This is a genomic window from Nocardia sp. alder85J (assembly GCF_020176955.2).
Lineage (GTDB): Bacteria > Actinomycetota > Actinomycetes > Mycobacteriales > Mycobacteriaceae > Nocardia.
In genome coordinates, this window is sequence record NZ_JAIUCZ020000004.1 from 786,152 (window position 1) to 806,231 (window position 20,080).

Annotated in this window: 15 protein-coding genes; 12 read left to right on the forward strand and 3 right to left on the reverse strand. The window is 67.1% G+C overall.

Going from position 1 to position 20,080, the window contains the following annotated elements; translation table 11 throughout:
* Positions 1–25 precede the first annotated feature (25 nt).
* The 5 genes from LBW94_RS19520 to LBW94_RS19540 all read left to right on the forward strand — a co-directional run bounded on the left by LBW94_RS19520 (position 26) and on the right by LBW94_RS19540 (position 4,220).
* Positions 26–850: a hypothetical protein gene (locus LBW94_RS19520; RefSeq protein WP_225061408.1), complete on the forward strand. Its 825-nt coding sequence runs from the start codon at positions 26–28 to the stop codon at positions 848–850.
* A 73-nt stretch (positions 851–923) separates the two neighbouring features.
* On the forward strand, positions 924–1,070 hold the full coding sequence (locus tag LBW94_RS19525; protein WP_225061407.1) for a hypothetical protein: 147 nt from the start codon (positions 924–926) through the stop codon (positions 1,068–1,070).
* A gap of 265 nt (positions 1,071–1,335) precedes the next feature.
* A complete protein-coding gene (locus tag LBW94_RS19530) occupies positions 1,336–2,331 on the forward strand; it encodes an NADAR domain-containing protein (RefSeq protein WP_225061406.1) in 996 nt (331 codons plus the stop codon).
* 139 nt (positions 2,332–2,470) lie between these two features.
* Positions 2,471–3,022: a cadmium resistance transporter gene (locus tag LBW94_RS19535; RefSeq protein ID WP_225061405.1), complete on the forward strand. Its 552-nt coding sequence runs from the start codon at positions 2,471–2,473 to the stop codon at positions 3,020–3,022.
* Positions 3,023–3,428: 406 nt separating this feature from the next.
* The gene (locus LBW94_RS19540; protein ID WP_225061404.1) at positions 3,429–4,220 is read left to right on the forward strand and encodes a hypothetical protein; all 792 of its coding nucleotides are present in this window, start codon (positions 3,429–3,431) and stop codon (positions 4,218–4,220) included.
* Positions 4,221–4,328: 108 nt separating this feature from the next.
* Here the strand turns inward: LBW94_RS19540 and LBW94_RS19545 are convergent, their stop codons facing one another.
* Genes LBW94_RS19545 through LBW94_RS19555 form a run of 3 tightly spaced genes read right to left on the reverse strand, consistent with a single transcriptional unit; the run spans position 4,329 to position 8,512 of the window.
* Positions 4,329–4,850, reverse strand: coding sequence for a DUF6262 family protein (locus LBW94_RS19545; RefSeq protein WP_225061403.1), 522 nt, complete (start codon positions 4,848–4,850; stop codon positions 4,329–4,331).
* Positions 4,851–4,853: 3 nt separating this feature from the next.
* On the reverse strand, positions 4,854–7,364 hold the full coding sequence (locus LBW94_RS19550) for a site-specific integrase (protein WP_225061402.1): 2,511 nt from the start codon (positions 7,362–7,364) through the stop codon (positions 4,854–4,856).
* Positions 7,361–8,512, reverse strand: a complete 1,152-nt coding sequence (locus tag LBW94_RS19555; RefSeq protein WP_225061401.1) for a tyrosine-type recombinase/integrase — start codon at positions 8,510–8,512, stop codon at positions 7,361–7,363. The genes LBW94_RS19550 and LBW94_RS19555 overlap by 4 nt, the downstream gene beginning before the upstream one ends.
* A gap of 79 nt (positions 8,513–8,591) precedes the next feature.
* On the opposite strand from LBW94_RS19555, the gene LBW94_RS19560 reads away from it, so the two are divergent.
* From LBW94_RS19560 to mobF, 7 genes are all read left to right on the forward strand, one after another.
* Complete coding sequence (locus LBW94_RS19560; protein WP_225061400.1) at positions 8,592–8,810, forward strand: hypothetical protein; 219 nt, start codon at positions 8,592–8,594, stop codon at positions 8,808–8,810.
* 171 nt (positions 8,811–8,981) lie between these two features.
* Entirely contained in the window at positions 8,982–9,242 is a 261-nt protein-coding gene (locus tag LBW94_RS19565) for a hypothetical protein (protein WP_225061399.1), read from the forward strand.
* Positions 9,243–9,739: 497 nt separating this feature from the next.
* On the forward strand, positions 9,740–10,231 hold the full coding sequence (locus tag LBW94_RS19570; RefSeq protein WP_225061398.1) for a single-stranded DNA-binding protein: 492 nt from the start codon (positions 9,740–9,742) through the stop codon (positions 10,229–10,231).
* Positions 10,232–10,656: 425 nt separating this feature from the next.
* Complete coding sequence (locus LBW94_RS19575) at positions 10,657–11,736, forward strand: hypothetical protein (RefSeq protein ID WP_225061397.1); 1,080 nt, start codon at positions 10,657–10,659, stop codon at positions 11,734–11,736.
* A 133-nt stretch (positions 11,737–11,869) separates the two neighbouring features.
* Positions 11,870–12,145 carry a hypothetical protein gene (locus LBW94_RS19580; protein WP_225061396.1) on the forward strand — a complete coding sequence of 92 codons (276 nt, stop codon included), beginning with the start codon at positions 11,870–11,872 and terminating at the stop codon, positions 12,143–12,145.
* A gap of 1,186 nt (positions 12,146–13,331) precedes the next feature.
* A complete protein-coding gene (locus tag LBW94_RS19585) occupies positions 13,332–14,366 on the forward strand; it encodes a hypothetical protein (RefSeq protein WP_225061395.1) in 1,035 nt (344 codons plus the stop codon).
* 587 nt (positions 14,367–14,953) lie between these two features.
* Entirely contained in the window at positions 14,954–20,074 is a 5,121-nt protein-coding gene (gene mobF, locus LBW94_RS19590; protein ID WP_225061394.1) for a MobF family relaxase, read from the forward strand.
* The last annotated feature ends 6 nt before the right edge of the window (positions 20,075–20,080 follow it).

Below are 20,080 nucleotides of genomic sequence, written 5' to 3' on the forward strand. Positions count from 1 at the left end.
TTCACCTCGACATGGAGTGATTCTCATGCCTCACTTGTTCACTGCGTCCTGGATCGATGACTCCGAGAATGTCTGCGCGTTGGCGGACGAGGTCTTCGACGCATGGGTCGAGGTGAAATCCGACGCAGCGTACGGGTTTCTCCAGTCCTCCCGGCACACCTCCGAATCGCCTGGCCGACTGTCGTTCCGGGCATGCCTGACCGAGACCCTGCCGGACGGCACCCGGGAGACCACCGAGGTCGCCGCGATACGCAGCCGCGATCGGTCCGACGATCCGCCGTCGGGATGGCTCACGGTGGATGTGCACCGCAGTGGCGAGGATCGGCACGACTATCTTTCCTCGCCGTGGCTGGTGCAGCAGTTGATCGCGCGCGGTGTGCGGCCACGATTCGCCGATGATCCGCTCTCGGTGTCGCCCACCGTCGTCCGTGGCCAGGACGGGGGAGAAGCCTTGGCAGCACAGGTGACCGACTTCGAGCGCCGCATCCCGGTGGTCGTGCTCAGCAGCGAGCCCGAACTGTTCGCCCGGCTGCGCCGCGAACGCAGCAACCTCGCCGACATCGCGGCCGAGACGGCCCGCTCGTGCGCGGGACTGGCCCGTGTGGTCCTGATCGAGGAGGCCGCACGCGTTCAGTTCAATGACGCTGTCGGGTCCGGTCTCGCCGTCGACGCGGGCGGGTTGCGGGTGTTCCGCCCCGACACGGACCCCGCGGTGGACGCCGACGCGCGCCGGCACCCGCACCGCCGGGCCGAAGCATGGTATCCACACCCGGCCACAGCTCCCGGTTTCGTCGGGCGGCTGCTGGCCTCGGATGCCCTGATCGCCGCCCACGCCGCAGTGACGGTCTGAACTGCCCGATCACCGGCCCGCCCCCCGCTCCAGCGGCACACGTCGATGGATGTGAGGATCCGACCGAATCGCCATGATCCCCGCCGAGATTCCGCTCACGGCCCTCTCGGTCGCCGCGCTCGTCGCCGCCGTACTTCTCGCCTGGCTGCTGCGCGATGCGAATGCGACCTCGATCCCCGCAACGAACGCGGCGCCACCCCAGCCGATACGCACATCGTGATCATCGTCACCGTGCCGCCCTCCGCCGCAACGATGCACGTCGTCATCGCGGCTGCGCCGGCACCGGCCAGCACATGCGACCACCGTGTGCCCTGATCGCGCCTACTGCGAATCCCACGTGCTCGCCCTGACCACCCAGGGCGCTGCGCACCGCTTCGCCGCGTCGCATCCGCCATCGGGCCGCAGGTCGGTTCAACGCCATCCGGCGCAGCATCCACGCATCCACACCCCGCCAGGTGATGTGTAATTCGAGGGAGTCCGAGACCGTGAATGTCATCGACAGTTTCCGCGACGAGTTCTTTTTCTTGTCGAATTGTTCCGACCACCCCGCTGTCTACGACGAGGTGGAGTATCCGTCCGGTGAGCACGCCTTCGCCGCAGCGAAAACCCTGGACCTCGCTCAACGCGCCGCGATCCGCGAATCGGCTACTCCCAGGGCCGCCAAGGCTGCCGGGCGAGCTGTCCCGTTGCGGCCCGGCTGGGACCGTCGCGTGCGGTTCGAAGCGATGCGCGACATTCTCGCCTCGAAGTTCTCCGTCGCGGCGATGGCCGACCGGTTGACCGCGACCGGTGATGCGCTGCTGATCGAGGGCAACACCTGGCGTGACGGAACGTGGGGACGCTGGCAGCGGCCCGGATACCTAGCGGCCACCGGCGGCAACGAACTCGGGTGGCAGTTGATGCGCACCCGCACCCGACTGCGCGGGCTGGACCCGGCGGTGCACTGGCCCCGCGCTGCCTTGACCGGCCACCGGGAGCACCTTCTGGACCCCGGCGTACACGACTGGGTCCGAGACGAACTCGCGCGTGTCACCCGCAGACTTCACACCCAGCACGCCACCACCGTGGGGTGCAGTGGTATGGCCACCGGCGCGGACACCTGGTGGGCCGAGGTGGTCCAGCAGACCGGCGGGATGAGTTTGTGGGCATACGTACCGTTCCCCGGCCAGTCCGACCGGTGGACTCCCGCCCAGCAGGCCGACCACCGCCGGTTGCTCGCCGCCGCCGACCGAACGCTCACTATCGGGGCCACCGCCCACACGCGGTTTCTGTTCGCGCGCAACGAGGTCATGATCGGTTCTCTGGGGAAACCACCCGGAATGGGTTGCAAACGTGGGCCTTTGTGCAGCTCAGCGATCTTCACGGAGAGTATCAGATCGCAACAGGTGTCGCGGTTGCCCTCACGGCGGTCTCACAACCTGCATCGACGGGTCGAGAGCGCTCCTCGCGACGTGCCGCGCCCCGATACACGCCGTCGCTGAACTGCTGGCGCAGAGATTCTCAGGGCCAGTCGGATTCCCTATCGGTGGCAAGCCACCGCGGACCCAATTGGCCGCCATAGCAATCCGGCCGCAACCACCCATCGGGGCGCCAGGGCCGCGACCTCGGTTATGGAGCCCCGTGACCGTTTCCCTACTGGTGGCCGCATTCGTCGCCTTCATCGCGACGACCGTCGACGACCTGATCATCGTCACCGCACTATTCACCACCAGCCGCGCCACCCGGAAACCACGACCGGCCACCATCATCACCGGCCAGTACATCGGCTTCACCGCCATCGTCGGCATCTCCCTGGCCGCTGCCGCCGGACTGCACACCGTGCCCGATCGCTGGGTCGGACTGCTCGGGTTCGTACCCATCGGCTTCGGGCTCTGGGGCCTGTGGCGATTACGCCGCACCGACAAGGATTCCCGGCCTGCGCTGGCGTCGACCGCGACCAGCATCGCCGCCGTCACCTTCGCTAACGGTGCCGACAACATCGGCGTGTTCACCCCACTGGTCCGCAGCCTGCCGGTACTCGGCGCGATCGGTACCGCGCTCGGGTTCCTGGTGCTGGTCGGCGTGTGGTGCGGACTCGGCGCACTGCTCGCTCTCACCGGGCCGTGGTCACAGCCCTGGGTCGGGTCAGTCACTGGCTGGTCCCCGTCGTCTTCCTGGTCATCGGCGCGTTGATCCTCACCACCACAGGAGCATTCACCCTCATCACCGACCCGCTCTGAGCGCAGCGCACCCGAGCCCAGACCAGCCACGCGCCACCGGGATGTCGACAGTGCCGATGGTCCACTACCGGCTGCCCACAAGCAACCTCGGTGGCTGTCGACAAGAGTTCTCGGCAATTGCCTGGAGAACGCTGGCAGACACAACATGTCGTGTTCAGGAAATCTGTCAGACCCCAGGTGTAGTGTTCAAGTGCCAGGCAGGCTCTCCTGAACAGGAACGAGCCCCAACCGGGGCAACCGGCATGAGGCTCGTTCGGTAGCACTTGGTCCGTGCAGCCCGAACCTACCTCACATGGTCCAGATCGGTCGGATATCGATCAGGGCCGCCGGCACGGCATGCCAGGTGTGAGGAGCTGGGTATGGCTAGGAAACGCGCTCAGGCGCGGACAGGCGGGGCAGCGGGGCGCTATCGGGTTCCTGCGGGCACCGTCTACAACGAGTTCGTCGGTGTCCTTGGGCCCATCCGGGGTCCCGCGGAAGCTGAGCTCCATGTTCGGGTCGGCGAGCACGCCGGCCGTTGTGTGGACTGGTCCATCGACTTGATCGCACGATCGGGTCATCAGGAGGATTTCCTCCGCGTCAAACGTCCGCTGGAACGACGGACGCGGCAACGGGTATCGGTGAGCGGTTCCACGATCCGTCAGGAGACCTTTGACCAGCTCGATCCGCGGCGGTCCGTGCCGCGTATCGTCACGAAGCTGCGGGCTGGCGACACCGAACTCGTAGATCAGGAGTACGCACGCCACATCGCGTCGCTCTATCGAACGTGGACCTCCGGAAACGGCGTAGATCCCCACACCGAGGTCATGTTCCAGTTCGCGATGACTCTTCGGGACGACCCGCAGTTCGGTGCCGAGGGCGAATACTCGTGGGTGCGCGACACTGTCGTCGCGCTGGATCCGGACCGGTTTCAGGATGTGATCGCCGAGCGTGCCGCGCACTATTTCGCCGGCCGGCCCTGCACCGCTGGCGTCTGCAACCCCGCCAGCGAGCGGATGAAGTTCCTTCGGATCGGTGTGCCGAGCTCCAGCCCGGACATTCCCGCCGATGCGCTGGACGACGATCAGGCTTTTCATGGAAACCCGACCATGGGGATGCTCGCCGACTACCTGAACGCTGGTCGTGACTGGGTGGATCGCCTGACGGGGTAGGTTCGGCTCGGCGAAATGCCGAGCGTGATCTGGCGCCCCGGCGGGTCGTCGTGAGCGGCGCCTGCCGTGCACGACGACCCGGCGGGGCACCCGTAGCTGCCCAAACGGTCAGCGTCGCTTGTTCATTCCGGCGAACAGCTCCCGGTTCGCCGCGCGGGCCGCATCGAGCTCCTGGTCCCGTTCCCGAAGTTGTCCTCTCAGTTCGGTAACTTGCTGTTCCAGGTTCACAACTTGGCGCTGCAGCTGATCGATATCGGCCGGGGCTCCGAGCCCCGACTCCCGCCAAGCCTCAGCCCCCAGCAGCTCGGACAGCCGCTTTTCCAGCTGCTTGTTGTGACCAGCCATACGCGCGACGCGGGCCTCGGCGTTGGCCAAGTCCGCCCGCAGTGACGCCGCAGTCACCGACGTTGCAGCCGCGCCGTCTTGTCGCGGCGCGGTTTGGGCTGCGTGGACTTGTGCGAGCAGGTCGCGGTGGCGGTAGATGTATGTGCGGTCGACGCCCGCGGCGCGGGCGATCGCCGACACACTGATGTCGTCGCCGTCGCCGCGAGCAATGTTGAGCGCCTTGACAACTCGTTGTCTGCGCCTGGCGGAGTCTGCCTGTCGTCCCTGAGTCATAGTGTCGGCCATGGCTTATGCGGTCCTGTTCGGGCGGGTATCGGACAGGGGCTGATTGATCTTCGGCAGGCCGAGGCCCACGATGTTGTTGCGGGCGCGGCGCACGACGCCGACCGCGTCCTCGATCTCGGCGCGGTCCTCGACGGACAGTTCGTCGATGTCGGCGTTGATCCGGGAGATCAGCCGCCGGATGCGGGTGATCTCCTCGTCCGACGGCATGGCCTCGGCTTTGGCCCAGCTGTCGGCCGCAGTGAACGCGCCACGCAGGCGTTCGCGACTACGCAACAGGTCCGCCAAGTAGGACTCCAGATCCGGCAGGTAGGACACGTCTGTCGAGAAGTGCGCACAGCCCACACACCTGAACCGGACCGGGCAATCGTGGCCTCCGGCGGCGACGTTGCTAGGTTCGCTGCAGGTGCCGTACGGCACAGCGACCTCACCTACAGCGCGCCGGAGGTGTTCATCATCAAGTAGGGTCTGTGCTTCTCGCCAGACGCGGTGGCCGCTTCGATCGAACTGCATACTGGTGACCCGCTCGATCGCGTCACGGCGGCGGTTCTCGCCGACTCGGTAGTAGTCCTGGGTAGTTGTGAGCTGCCGGTGGTCCATCAGCTCACGCAAGACGTCGACGGGAACGCCAGCGTCGGCGTGGCGTTGTGCGTAGGTGTGTCGGTAGGCGTAAAGGATGATTCGGCTCTTATCGAAGGGCACCATCGTCCGTACCTGCTTGCCGTCGATCTCGACGGTCATGGGGACCTCGATCTCGGGCATCGCATCGATCCATTCGCGGTGTCGCTGGGATACCCACATGCTCGTGACCGCCCGCTGGCCGTGCGGGTTCTTCGTCGGCGCCGCCAGAAGTTTCACGTGCTTGGCAGGTTCGTCGGGGTAGCGTGCGCGGATCTGCTGCTGTTGCAGCACAATCAGCGCTGCGGTCTGCTCGGTGATCGGCAGACGCCGCCCGATCCGGTTCGCTTTGAAGTTGTCGTAGATGAGCACCGGCTTTCCCTGCTCGTCCCGGTCGAGGCAGTCGAGGCCCAGTTCGCAGATCTCCGCGGGCCGGCGCCCGGTGTCGATGAGAATCTCTACTGCGACGCGGATCTCGGGGCAACTGGCCCTCTCCAATCCGCCGAGGCGGCCGGCCAGGAAACGCATCACTTCAGCCGGAAGATCCTTGCCGGTCTCGGTTTCCGGGTCCTTGGGAACGTCGCCAGGGATGAGCGCGAAGTCCTCCGGCAGCCCGTGCAGCGGCTGCCCGGCTCCGGCCAGGTTCAGCGTGCGCATCCTCTGCAGGATCACCCGCAGCCGCCGGACCCAACCTGTCCGCTGATGAGCACTGACGGCCCCGCTAGCTTGCAGGTAGGCCATCCGGTTCAGGAATGCGGTAATGTCCGCCCGCCCGAGCGCACCCGGGACCGCGCCCTGGTCGATACGCTGCAGGTGCAGGCTGTGTGACAGCACTCCGATCGCGCGAAGGTCGTATCGGATCTTGTTGGTGCGCTGCCGACCGCGGCGTTGCGGGAGCTCGTCGCAGGCCCATATCTTCGATGCCTCCCGCAGCCACGGCTGGAGGATGCCGGTGAAATGCAGCGTGCCGGTGCCGCCGAAGACCGTCACGTCCCATTCGTCCTTCAGCCGCTCGGTGTCGGGGTGGCGCAGACTGCGGGCAACGTCCTTGAGGAGCTTCCGGTGCACGGCTCTGGTATCCATACCGAGGACCCCCGGATCCAGGTCCGCCAGTGAGCCGCACTCCACCTGCCGCGCGCAGTCTCCGAGCCGACGAATCACGTGCGGAGCAGTCTTCACTCCCCGCGCAATCCGCTGATGCACGCCGTACAAGATCTCGGCGACGACACGATCGGGCAGGCCCCGCAGACTGACCTCACCCAGGACGGCGACGCTCGGCGCTGTCCGACACCACCATCGCTCATCCCAATCTTCGAGCCGGTTGCCCGCCGCCGAGAACCTACGACGCTGTTCGTGGCGACGCATCTTGTGCAAGTGGCAGTACGGCCCGCCGTCGGTCTTGTCACGAACACACGAGGCAACGTCGCATCGGCCGAATCCCTTCAGCCCCACAATGTCCGGGTGAGCCACGAACTCTTCCAGCGGCAGCACGACCTTGTTCCGCCGCTGCCAGTGATGGGTGCCGCACAGTGCGACCTTCGAGGTGACCCACGGCCGCTCGCATGCCGGGACGAGGCATTTCTGGATCGTCTGTTCACGCAACCGGATACGTTCGATCGTCGTGAATTCCTCGACCGCCGGCATGCCTGCTTTTCTCCAACGAAGGTTGCACGACGCGCACAGCCCGTTGCCCGACAACCCGTACTGATCACATTTCGCCACCGCGCACGTAGGCCAGCCCAGCAGAGGGTGGTCTCGTGGAAGACGCACGACGCAAGTGTCATTGGACCACCCGATCAACGACAGAAACTCTGGCCCGATGGCCGCCCACAGCACTTCGACGCTGTCATCGCTGACTGCGGGCACGGTGGGGGCGATGGCCGCCTGGGAGGGTGTCACCGCAGCTCCTCCATCAGTTCCCGCGGCGAAGGTACCCGCTCGACCGCGGCGCGTAACCGCTCGGCAGACGGGTGCAGGTACGGCTGCGACGAGGTCGGGCTGGCATGGCCCATCAGCACCTGGATCTCGTCGAGCATGGCCCCTGCGTCAGCAAGATTGCTGGCAAACCCGTGGCGGCCTTGATGCGGGGTCACTGTCCGGTCCAACCCGGCACGGCGAGAAAGGGTTTCGAACAGCTCGTTGACCGCATCGACGCTCAACGGCGCGCCCAGCGGCTTCCGGAACAGATTCACCAGTAGGAAGTCACAGGCCACTGCGGCAGCCAGTCGGCCACGTTCGATCAGGTAGAGATCGAGCGCGCGAACCGTGAGGAAGTCCAGCGGAACAGCGCGCCCATACCGGGATTTCGCCCATGCTCCGTTCGGGTTCTCACGCCGGACGACATGCAGGTGCGCGCCCAGAATCCGGCAGCCGTGCACCGAGTTGTCCGGCAACAGATGCAGATCCGAGCGTCGCAACCCCGCGGCCTCTCCACGGCGCAAGCCGCTGCGGGCGAGCAGCAAAACGATCAGCCGATCACGCGCTGACCGGCACACCCGGAACATCGCAACGATCTCGGCATCGGTGGCACGGTCCACCACGGTCTCCGGTTCGTGGACATGATGCCGCGCCCGCAACCGCTGCCTCAGCGCGCTGGATTCTCCCTGCGCGACCAACGGCAGGTCCCGGATGTCGGCCACCTCGTACAACTGTTCCATCACCCAGCTCTCGGCTTCCTTGGCCACCACAGCGAACACCAGGAAGCCACGCACCGCGGTGAGGATCTTGTTGATCCGCGACTCCCCGCGCACCGGAGCCGCTCCAGGACCCATCACGACCGTCCCAAGACGGGCCGGGGTGTACTTCAGCCACACCATGAACAAGCCGAAGTCGCGTGCGGCGGTGCGCCACTCGCGTCCCGTGCCGCTGCACCACCGTAGATACAGCGACACGCTCTCCGCGTACGCCTTCGTCGTCGATTCGGCCCTGTCACGGCCGAATCGCAACTCCCTCAGATACTGGTCCGCGACCGGCTCCACGACGTACTTATCGTCGATCACCGTCCAGTAGCGGCCGCCTGACGGCATTCGAACCAGAAACGCTCGCACTCGCCCTCCACTCCGTAGTCGAACAACGCGAAGCCACAGAGCTACACACCCCAGAGAACCGTCGCAAAACCCCGCCGGAGTGTCCGCGACACCACGTCACGCAACAGATCCCGCTTCCCCCAAGAAGATCGGCGACGCCGACGTGGTCATCGCGGTTCGAGACCGGCGCATCACCCGCGGCGGCACGGTCGCGACATTGGCCTACAACGCGCGGCGGCGACCTGTCATCACTGTGGACGTCACTACTCGCCGCACGAGCATCGACACCGGAACCGGGTCCGACCTTCCCGCCCTCTGATCCCGACTGCCAGGGGTGGACCGCCCATGGTCCGCCCCTCCAGGTTTGTTCCGGAGAACCCGTGACCGAGCAGGTACGGCTGCTGGACCACCAGCGCGACATCGTCACCGGCCCTCGTCTCTTCGGACGATCCAGCACCACCTCCGCACACCACTCGTCGAAATGAGAGTCATGAATTTCCAGGACACCGACCACTGGGACCGTCACGTCACCATCGATCTCAGTCCCGCGCCACATACACTCGAGTTGAGGTTTTCCGGGGCTGGCCTTTTCAGTATCGACGCGCCCATCGAAAGCGAACCCGGCACCGGACCCGATTTGCGCACCTGGCTCCGCGACGTTCTCACCGAGCGTTTCGATATCATCGTCAATCATCTCGCCACGGACTATCACCGTGCTCAGAACCGCCTCGACGACGAGCCCCCCTTCTGAAGCCACTCGGACCAAATCCCCGACGTGGCTCGGTGCACTGCCCGCTCGCGCAATACCGTGCGCGGAGTGCCCGGCCCCGAGACGATCCGGCCACAGCAGCACGTGGCTCTCGATTCGCTGCCAGCGCCGTGCGGATCAGCGCAGTACCTCGGAATTCGTTGTGCCCGAAGCGCACTGGTGCAATCATCGCCACAACGGATACTCGCCCGCGATGCCGTGCTGCGACCACAACGCAGCGCGGGCGGACCCACGGTGACCAGAGCCCGCCGTTCGTGGCGTATCTGACGGATAACGCGATGGGAACGGGCAGCTCCCGGTGGTAGCGGTGTGATCCACGGTGATCGCGCAGTGCGCGCGTTCGCTTCTCTCGTCACCGTGATTTCCATTGTTCGTCCCACTCGCGGCGCGTCCCGTGCGGCCCGGTCGTGTGTGAGTTTGCCGCGCCGACTTCCGACGCGAATCCCCTTGTGTCGAAACATTATCGAAGGAGTGCCATCATGGCTGAGGAAACCTATATCACCATCATCGGGAACCTGACTGCGGATCCGGAGATCCGGTTCACCCCCGGTGGTCTGGCCGTCGCGAATTTCACTGTCGCGCAGACGCCGCGGGTTTTCGACCGTGCCACCAATTCGTGGCGGGACGGTGAGGCGCTGTTCATGCGGTGCAACATCTGGCGCGAGGCCGCGGAGAATGTTGCCGAGAGCCTCGTGCGCGGCGCGCGGGTCATCGTCACCGGCAAGCTGGTCTCGCGGACGTGGGAGACCCGCGAGGGTGAGAAGCGCACCACCGTCGAGCTCCAGGTCGTCGAGATGGGCCCGTCGTTGCGGTTCGCGACCGCGCAGGTCACCAAGATCACCCGCAACGGCGGATCGGCTCCGTCGGCTCCGGCCGCGAGCGATGATCCGTGGCAGAACGCGAACGCCGCGCAGAGCCCCGCGCTCGCCGGAGTGGGAGCCCGAGCTCAGGACGACGAACCGCCGTTCTGATCGGCCCGCGGCCTGGCCCGCTCTCGCGAGAGCGGGCCCAGCGCCGAGCGCGGTGGCCACGACTTCTCGAGGGGCTCGTTGCGCCCCTGCGTCCTTCGACTCTGTGACGACAAGGGAGGTGGTGGTGGGGGCCGGGCTGTTCGGCCGGTCGCTCGACCAGCCAGCCGGAGGGCTACCGGGTCGTGGTGCCACACCCGAGGGCCCACGCCCGGCGCAACCGCATTTCCGGGCGCGATGACCCAGCCATCGCCCACATCGTGTGGTCTGCGCGGAAATCCGGCCGCGCACGCCCCGGCGCGTTCCCTCCGGTGCGGCACCACAACCCGGTCCAACGCCCCTCGGCTGGTCGAGCGACCAGCCGCCCATCCCTCCGGTATCTGCGTGTGCCGGAGGGGCATTCGCTTCCCGCAGAAGGGACCTTTCCGATGTCGCAGTCCATGACGCTGACCGAGGCCATCACCGCCACGGGCGGCTTGTTCGACGCCGGTGATCCGGCCGCCGCCCGCCGCCAATTCGCCCAGGCCATCGCCGAGATCGCCGAACCCGACGAAATCGCTCTGATGATGCAGATGGTGCGGATCTTCGAGGGCGACTTCTACACCGTGGCGCTGGCCGACCTGCGCACGATGTGGAGTACGCGCCCGCACGATCGGCGCTTGCTCGAGCTGTGCGTGCCGCACAGTGACCCGCAGCTGTACTGCCCGCCCGCCTACACACCGCGCACGGTCTCGACCGAAGAATCCAGCGAGCCGGTGACCACCGCGCGGGAGTCCGACTGGTTCGACGACACCGACCCGTCCGCCGGACCACGGCGAGTCCGGCTTCAGCAGCGGGACGAGTTCTATCGTCGGCCCAGCCGAGCCACTAAGGACGCTGCGTCGACGGACTCGCAGCGACTCGAGGCCCGGCGTGCTGCTCGGCGGCCGTGCGTCGAGGAACCCCGCGAGGTGCTCGAGTACTTCGCCACCCGCTATATGCAGGACGACGACCCGGAGCACCTGCCGGTGCGTGACGACACCGACACCCCCGCGACCAGGCCCGCCTACGCGGTGCAGCGCGACGTGCCGGTGGGCTACGGGATCGACTTCGACAAGGCCGCGATGTACCCGGTCTTCGGGTGGCGGTGTGTCTCGTGCTTCATCGAACGCGCAGTCGCCGACGCGCGCCCGCGCGATCCTCGCACCGGTGAGGGCCGCAGCGATGACGGCCTGTGCGACAGCTGCCGCGACGCGGGGATGCCCGGCATCCCGGCACTGGATCCCGGATACGAGTGGGGCGACGAGATTTTGGCGTTCTGCTCCTATCTCACCATCACCTACCCGGCCGTGGCGAAGGCGATGCTGCGTGAGCAGTACCGGCGTTCACCGGAGCACATGCGGGCCGTGATCGCGGCCGGGGTCCTTGCTCATCCGGAACCGATGAACGACAGGGATCCGTCCAGCTCGGCCCACACTGACGCCGATCACCCGGCCGTGGACGAGTCGTTGCTGGCCCCCGCAGCCTGACCTGCTCATCCCCGTCCGGCCGTCCCGCACCCTCGGGACGGCCGGACGGCCCGCGGCTGTGGACCAGCCGCTGCGACACCGAACCCACACCAGAGGGGAACCGCCCATGGACATCACCGGTAACGCTCCCGTCGTGCCCGAATCTTCCTCTGCGACAGCAGGGATGGTCTGGTACGACTCCCAGACTCGCACTCTCACGCTGTGGCAGGACGCAGGACGCACCGACACCGATGTCGTACCGCGGGACACTCCCGAGGCGGTCGATGCCGTGCTCGCCCGGCGCGGCTGGGCCCGGCACAGTGGCTTCGCCTTCGCTGCCGACTCCGACACCGTCCGATACGCCGCCGTCGGCGCGATCCCCGACCCGGCTCCCACCGGGCCCGCCAGCTCGGCGACTCGGCCCGCCTGATCTCGACCGCCACCGGGCACGACGTTGCCCGGGTATACGGACGGTTGTTCGATCCGCCGCCGGGTTCGGGCCCACCACCCCATAGCCGCCCGGGCCGGTAGATGTGTCGGCGCGGCAAGCACGAAGGCTCGCCACTCATAACCTTGCGGGTTCGAGTGGCCGGTCAAGACCGCGCCGACACCGCGCCCGACCGGCACTGGGACAGTAACGACCCGCGACCGGACGCTCACCGCCACTGTAGACGCCGCCCTCCAGGGCGTCCCGGGCCAGCCGGGAACAGCGGAATCCGGACGCGTACTTCTCGGGCGCGCGTCACCGCGCACCCGTCCGAAGACGCGTCATCCGGTGCCCTCGGCGCACGAGGCGCGTCAACCCGGCATCGTCGTTCGACGCGTACCACCCGCACACACCACCGCCGCGAGGACGCAGCCGGTGTGCGTCAGCATTATCGGTTGTCCTTATCGGATCGGCATTCGGAGTCAGCTGGTTGCAATGGCGGCGTATCGAGGGAAAGTCGACTGCACGTCGAGTCGATGCAAATAAATACGGTACGCCGACCAGGAACGGTTAGATTATTTCCCGGTGTTTCGACTGGCACTGCTACGACTGTCACGGTCTTGCCGACTCGCTCGGCGTGTGCGGCAGCCGCCGCCGTTGGACTGCGCGGGCGTGGCCGCCCGCGTCCGACGCCGGCGGCGTCGTGCCCGCATCGGGCTCGCCTGCATTATGTCGATGCCGCCCCTCCTGCCTCAAGTTTTCGTCGCGGCCCGCGCCCGGCGCACACGAATTTCCCGGCGCGGCGTTTCATTGATGTCTCACTTCGGCTTGTGATCGCGCGAAAATTCGCATGCGCACGCTCAGGCGCGTTCCACCACGAAAACTTGATCCCGGAGCCTCTGCGACACCGCGCGCAGGCGCTAACGGGCAGGCCAGGGGGCCTGCCCGTCATGGGCGCACCCGCGCCCTAGCGGGCAAAAGAAGCTCCGCTCGCTTCAGTCTTGAACACCCCCGAAAAACTGTGATGAAAACCGTTGGGCAATGGTGTGATTCACTCTTAATTCATTCTCTGTGGACGCTGAATATCAATTGTTCTCTCCCGTAGTGGACTAGAATAGAAGCTGAAGAGCAATTCGGGAAGGTCAAGCCCGGAATGTGAGCCGAAACGGTAACCGGAGGGTGTGAAATTATGTCCGTCGCAGTATCCGCGCCAGCGGAACAGGCACCGACCGTCATAGAGATAACGCATATCGCCGATCTTGTCGGAGCGGGCCGGATAGCGCGCGCACGAGAGATCGCAGGCGAAGCGCTGGACCGGGTGAGTCATGAGCAACGATGGGTAATAACCCACTGCGTACGCATTCTCGAGATCTACCCGTACGATATTGCCCGCCGCAAACTCGGCAATCTCGCGCGGATGAACCCCGCCGACGCGGCACTGATCGCGCAGTGCACACCAGGCCAGGACCCGCGTACCTATCGTCCGCATGCGGCCACCCCCGAGGACGCAGCCTCGGCCGCACCGGTCCAGACCCGCTATACGACGCCCCGACAAGCCACCGCCCGCGACGCGCGTCGTATCCACGGAGACGTCCAGGCCGGGGCGTACTTGGCCGAACGCGGCCCCGAGCCTGCCGAGGAGCGAACCCCCCGTGAGCAGCCCGCAGGCTACCAGCACGATATCGATTATCTCGCCGCCCGCGAAGTGCTCGGGTTGCCGTGCGTGTGTTGCTTTTGCGAACGCTCGCAACGCGACAAGCAGAAGAAAGACGGACTGTGCGGGGAATGCCGCTCCCGCCGCCGCCCCGGATTCCTGACCATGGCGCATGGCCGACCTGTTCCGGTGACCACGCTCGAGGAGTACGTAGCCGCGTGGTGCATCACCGTCGCGACACGGCACCCCAAGCCCGCCCGAGCTATCTTGCGCCGCCGCTGGCAACTCTCGAGCCCCAGCGCCCGAACCGTCATCGAAGAGGTAGCCAAGACCTACCTACCGCCCCAGGAGACCGCCGCGCCGCCCGAGCCGACGCCCGAACCCGCACCGGCCGTCATGCTCGATACCCAGGTCTCAGGGTCCGAGGAGAACCCCCCAGAGCTGGGCGGAATGTCTTCCGACGCCGATATTCTCGCCCGTAACGACGGATTCATCGATGAAATCCGAGACGGCACGCTCACCGTCGAGGTTCCCGCCAGCGCGCCGCAGTCCCAGCCCGCAGCCGCGTAGGCCGACCGGTCCGGCGGACCCGCGCGCGTCGGCCCGCCGGACCGACGTCCGACACCCACCCATACCCATCCACCCACGCGCACCACGCACCAGCCCCAGACCGCACCAACCACTCACGCGCACCCGAACGCACTTATCTCTCGCCCCCATCCACACCCAATTTTTTTTTCGCCACATACCTCTTGCATCCAGGTCACGAAACAATAACGCACTCAATGGGTTTCGTTAGGATTGCGTCATTTCCGCAGGTCTGGGGCATGATAGATGTCGAGTAGTCGCCACTCGCGGTGGGGCCACTGACAGTGGCTGCGAAATATATTGACACGCAACATATTTCGCGTTTGTCATGGAGCTGTAGACGGAAGAATTTCCTCCCTGGATCGATCGGCGCAGCCAGCCCTGCGGCCGGCGCGGAACTGTGCAGCGAAGCAACGCCATCACATCGACCCGCCGTCATCCGAATGCTGTTGCAGTCCTGCCGGTTGCCGCCTCGTCACCCCGACGTCAGCCCCGTACGCCCGGGAACGTGATCGTAGCGGTCACGATCGTGTGGGGCGAAATCCCCTGTGCGCCACAGGTGTGTGGTCATGACGGCGACCATTCACAAGCTCGCGGCCGGATCCGGCTACACGTATCTGACCAAGCAGGTGGCCAAGCACGACGCAACCACCCTGGGGAAATCCTCGCTGGAGGACTACTACTCCTCGCGCGGGGAGTCACCCGGGCAATGGATGGGTTCCGGGATGGCCGCCCTCGGTATCGCGCCGGGTACGGCAGTGACCGAGACCCAGATGCGGGCGCTGTTCGGGGAAGGCCGCCACCCCGACGCCGACGCCATGCAGAAAGCCATCCTGGCCGAGCACATGGCTCAGGGAACCAGCCGCGAGGTTGCGGCACAGATCGCGCTCAAGGCTACCGAACTCGGCATACCGTACCGGATCCCGAAGCCCAGCAGCGAATTCCGCCAGAAGTGCGCGGTCTCTTACGGCGAATACAACCAGGCACGCGGCCAGCCGTGGAAGGCCCGGATCGCCGACGAAGAACGCGCGCAGATCCGCACCGCCATCGCCACCGAGATGTTCACCGCAGAATACGACCGCCCATCGTCCACCGACCGCGAACTGTCCGGATGGGTCGCGCGTAACTCGCGTACCGTGCCCACCTCCGTGGCCGGGTTCGACGTCACGTTCTCGCCGGTCAAGAGCGTATCGACGCTATGGGCGGTCGCGCCCCGCCCAATCGCCCGGACGATCGAGGCCGCCCATCATGCCGCCATCGGTGATGCCCTCACCTACCTCGAGAAACATGTCGCCCGTACCCGCCTCGGCGCCAACGGCGTAGCCCAAGTCGACGTGGAAGGCCTCGTGGCCGCCGCCTTCGACCACAGGGACAGTCGCGCCGGCGACCCCGACCTGCACACGCACTTCGTCATCGCCAACAGAGTCCGGACCGCAGACGGTTTGTGGCGCACCCTGGACGCGCGGATGCTGTACCGGGCGCTGGTCACGGTGTCGGAGATCTACAACACCCGATTGGAAATGCACCTGCAGGCAACACTCGGGCTGGAATTCGCCGAGCGCCCCGGCCGCGATCCCCGCAAGCGGCCGGTCCGCGAAATCATCGGTGTCGCACCGGAACTGAACCGCCGCTGGTCACGCCGCGACGAGTTGATCGTGGCCAGACTCGGCGAGCTGTCCACCCTGTTCCAGCTCGAGCACGGCCGCGAACCCACCGCCGAAGAAAGCTACCGGCTGTCTCAGCGCGCGATTCTGGAAACCCGGGACCCCAAACACGAACCCCGCAGCCTGGCCGAGCAGCGCGCAGCGTGGCGGGCCGAAGCCCGCGCACTGCTCGGTGGCGATGAAGCGATTGCCGCCATGGTCGCCGCCGCCCTGCACCCAGCGTCGGTGCCGCGACCGGTGATCACGCCGCAATGGATTGCCACGCTCGCCGGCGAGGTGATCGACACGGTGTCGCTGTCGCGCGCGACGTGGCAGGTCACCCACGTGCGCTCCGAAGTGGAGCGACGCGTCCGCGGCCGGGTCGACCCGGGCCAGTGGGACACGGTGACCGCAGACGTCGTGGCAGCGGCACTGGGGCCGGATCAGTCGATACCCCGGCGCGAGCCGGACATGTTCACCGACCCCGGACTCTTGCGGCGGCGCTCGGGCGCGTCGGTGTTCACCGTCGAAGGAGCCACCCAGTACACCTCCGCTGAGGTTCTGGCCGCCGAATATCGCCTCGTCGCCGCCGCGAAACTCACCGGCGGCCGCACCCTGTCACCGACCGTGGTCGATATCGCGCTGCTCGAGTTCGACATCAACAACAACCCCGACAACACCGACGACCGCAAACTTACCGCCGGTCAGATCGACCTGGTGCGCGAATTCGCGCTGTCGGGCAACAGATTCCAGCTGGCCATCGCCCCGGCCGGTACCGGGAAGACCACCGCCATGCAAGTGCTGGCCAACGCCTGGCGCTCCGAGGGCGGCAATGTGCTGGGCCTGGCTCCGACCGCCAGCGCCGCGGCGGTGCTCGGCCAGGACATCCACGCCCCCGTCCACACCATCGACAAACTCACCCACACCCTCAATGCCGTACTCGCCGACGGTGGGGCGAAAACGGTGGTGCCGCCATGGATGCACGACATCGGGCCCGGCACCCTGGTCATCATCGACGAGATCGGCAAAGCCGGCACCCGCCACCTCGACCATGCGGTCACCTGGCTGCTCGCGCGCGGCGCGACGGTCCGCGGGATCGGGGACGATCAGCAGCTGACCTCCGTCGCGGCCGGTGGTGTCGTGCGCGATATCGCCGAAACCGTCGGCGCGCTGTCCCTCTCGCACGTGATCCGGTTTCCCGACCGCACCGAAGGCGCCGCCTCCCTGGCGCTGCGTGACGGCGACCCCGCCGCAATCGCGTTCTATCTGGACAAGAACCGGGTCCGCAGCGGTGACACCGCCACCGTCGCCGACCTGGCCTACACCGCCTGGAACCGCGACCGTGCCACAGGCAACGACGCGGTGATGCTGGCACCCACCCATGACCTGGTGCAACAGCTCAACCAGCGTGCTCGCGCGGACCGGCTCGCCGCCGACGGCACCCCGGACCCCGATCGCGAAGTAGACCTCGCCGACGGATTGCACGCCTCGGTCGGTGACACCATCTGCACCCGGCGCAACGATCCGCGTCTGACGCTGGCCGGCAACGACTACGTCCGCAACGGCTACCGGTGGCAGGTCGTCGAAATCCATACCGACGGCAGCCTCACCGCCTCCCACCTCGCCTCTCACCGCCGGGTCCGGCTCCCCGCCGACTACCTCACCAGCGACACGACCCTGGGCTACGCCTCGACCATCGACACCGCCCAAGGCGTTACCGCGCACACCTGCCACGCCGTGTTCACCCCGTCGGTCACCCGCAACCAGCTCTACGTCGCCGCTACCCGCGGTAAACACGGCAATACCTGGTACGTGACCACCACCCTCGACGGCACCGAGCTGTCGCTGTTCACCGACCTTGCCGCCGCCCCACCCACCGCCGTCGACCTCCTCACCGACATCCTCGCCCACGACGGAGCGCAGAAGTCCGCCACCACCGCGCAACGCGACGCGTTCAACCCGCACACACGCCTCGGCCCGCTCGCCGACACCTACAGTTACGCCCTCGGCGCCGCCGCCGAGCACAGAGCCGGGCCGGCAACCATGGCCGCCATCGATAGTGGCGCCGAGAACCTCCACCCCGGGCTCACCAGCGCACCGGCCTGGCCGACCCTGCGCAAGCATCTGGCCCTCCTCGCCGTCGACGACCGCGACCCCGTTACCGAACTCGCCGCCGCGATCGCGCGCCGGCCCCTCGAGGACGACCCCGCCAACCCCGCCCGGGACCCGGCCGCCGTCCTGGACTGGCGTCTCGACGAAACGGGCGGTCACAGCACCCAGCCCGGACCGCTACCATGGCTGCCCGGCATCCCCGACACCCTGCGCGACGATCCCGAGTTCGGCCCGAGCCTGACCGGCCGCGCGACCCGCGTCCGCGAACTCGCCGGCCACGTCGGGCGTGACTCCGCGCGCTGGACCCCCGCCACCGCGCCACTGTGGGCCAGGCCCATCGCAGGACGGCATCTGCCACTGCTGGCCGACCTCGCTGTGTGGCGGGCCGCTCAACGCGTGCCCGACAACGACCGGCGCCCGACCGGACCGCAGCGTTACCGCATCGTCGAACGTCGGTGTCAACGTCGCCTCGACGAACGTCTCACCCGAATCCTGGGCGATCTCACCCCTGGCACGGCCCGCTGGGCCCCCACCGTGCAGGAGATCGATCCCCGCATCGTGTCCGACTCGTTCTGGCCCGTACTGGCCGAACGACTCGACCTCGCCGACCGCGCCGGCCTCAACGTCACCGCGCTGCTCCGCCACGCCGCCGGACAAGCCCCGCTGCCGGATGAATTGCCCGCCGCCGCACTCTGGTGGCGCCTGCACGACCGAATCGGAACCGCCGCCCTCGACACCGGCCTACCGGCAGGGCGGCACTCGAGCCCGGAATGGATCACTACCCTGCGGGATCTTCTCGGCCCCGAGATCGCCGAGCACGTCATGGCCTCACCGTCCTGGCCGCACCTGGTCGCGGCCCTCGAGGAAGCCGACCCCGACGCCTGGGCGCCGCAGCCGCTCCTGGCTTCCGCCGTCGACCTGCTGACCAGCAACCAACCCGGAGATCTGAGTCAACTACGCCCCGACGAAATCGCGACAGCACTGGCCTGGCGCGTCGAAGCGATCCACCGCCACACCGACCTCGACCCCACCACATTGCCACCCGAACCTGCCGATCCCGAACTCCTCGACCCACTCACCGAACCAGGCACAGACCGTCCACACCACACGGCACCCGACAACATCGGCGCCACCCCACCGGCGACCCGACCATTGCCACCGAACCTGCCCCCGGACCCAGCGCAGACACCGGCCAACCCGTTGCAGCAGATTCCCACCGCCGAGCTAGAAGAACACATTCGGCTACTCACGTCGCAGATCGCGTCTGCCCGCAGCGCCCTGGATGCCACCACGTTCCCGAAAGCGCCCACCGCGACCGAACAGTTCGACACCCGCCGCACCAACCTCGCACGCGCCCACCAGGCCATCCTCGCCGCGCGCGCCGCCGCCGATGCCCGGCGCGCGACCGAAAACGCCCTCTCCGTGGCGCGCAAGAACGCCGACCAGCTACGCACCGACACCACCACAGGCCGCCGCAGCGACCGACGCGCAGCCACCGCCGCACTCGCCGAGGCCCTCGAGACGCAGCGCACACTCGAAACTGGGGTAGCAACCGCCCGTGCCACCCACGCCGAAGCGCAACGCCTCGCAACCCTGGCAGCCGGTCCCGCTGAGCATTGGGACATCGTCATGCATGAGGCAACCGATCCTGATCAACGCACCACAGACCTCGCCGCCGCGCACCTGGCAGCCGCTGAAAGACGAGAACGTCAACACCGCGAAGACAAGCGCACCGCAGATGCAATCGCCCGTCTCGAACGCCGGCTCACCGATGCCCAAGCCGAGCAGACCCGACGCGACGACCTGTCCGCCGAGCAGTTGGCCGTCGAAGACCAGGACCGCACACCATCATCCCGCCAGGAATCGGCCTCGCCCGTCCCTCCGAATGCCATTTCCTCCACCACGCCCGACCGTGCCGATGAGCTCGGCCTCTGACCCACG

Excerpts from the sequence above, each read along its gene's own strand:
- LBW94_RS19525 (WP_225061407.1), top strand. The coding sequence starts at position 924 with ATGATCCCCGCCGAGATTCCGCTCACGGCCCTCTCGGTCGCCGCGCTC.
- LBW94_RS19545 (WP_225061403.1), bottom strand. The coding sequence starts at position 4,850 with ATGGCCGACACTATGACTCAGGGACGACAGGCAGACTCCGCCAGGCGC.
- mobF (WP_225061394.1), top strand. The coding sequence starts at position 14,954 with ATGACGGCGACCATTCACAAGCTCGCGGCCGGATCCGGCTACACGTAT.
- LBW94_RS19520 (WP_225061408.1), top strand. The coding sequence starts at position 26 with ATGCCTCACTTGTTCACTGCGTCCTGGATCGATGACTCCGAGAATGTC.
- LBW94_RS19540 (WP_225061404.1), top strand. The coding sequence starts at position 3,429 with ATGGCTAGGAAACGCGCTCAGGCGCGGACAGGCGGGGCAGCGGGGCGC.
- LBW94_RS19565 (WP_225061399.1), top strand. The coding sequence starts at position 8,982 with ATGAATTTCCAGGACACCGACCACTGGGACCGTCACGTCACCATCGAT.
- LBW94_RS19575 (WP_225061397.1), top strand. The coding sequence starts at position 10,657 with ATGTCGCAGTCCATGACGCTGACCGAGGCCATCACCGCCACGGGCGGC.
- LBW94_RS19585 (WP_225061395.1), top strand. The coding sequence starts at position 13,332 with ATGTCCGTCGCAGTATCCGCGCCAGCGGAACAGGCACCGACCGTCATA.
- LBW94_RS19570 (WP_225061398.1), top strand. The coding sequence starts at position 9,740 with ATGGCTGAGGAAACCTATATCACCATCATCGGGAACCTGACTGCGGAT.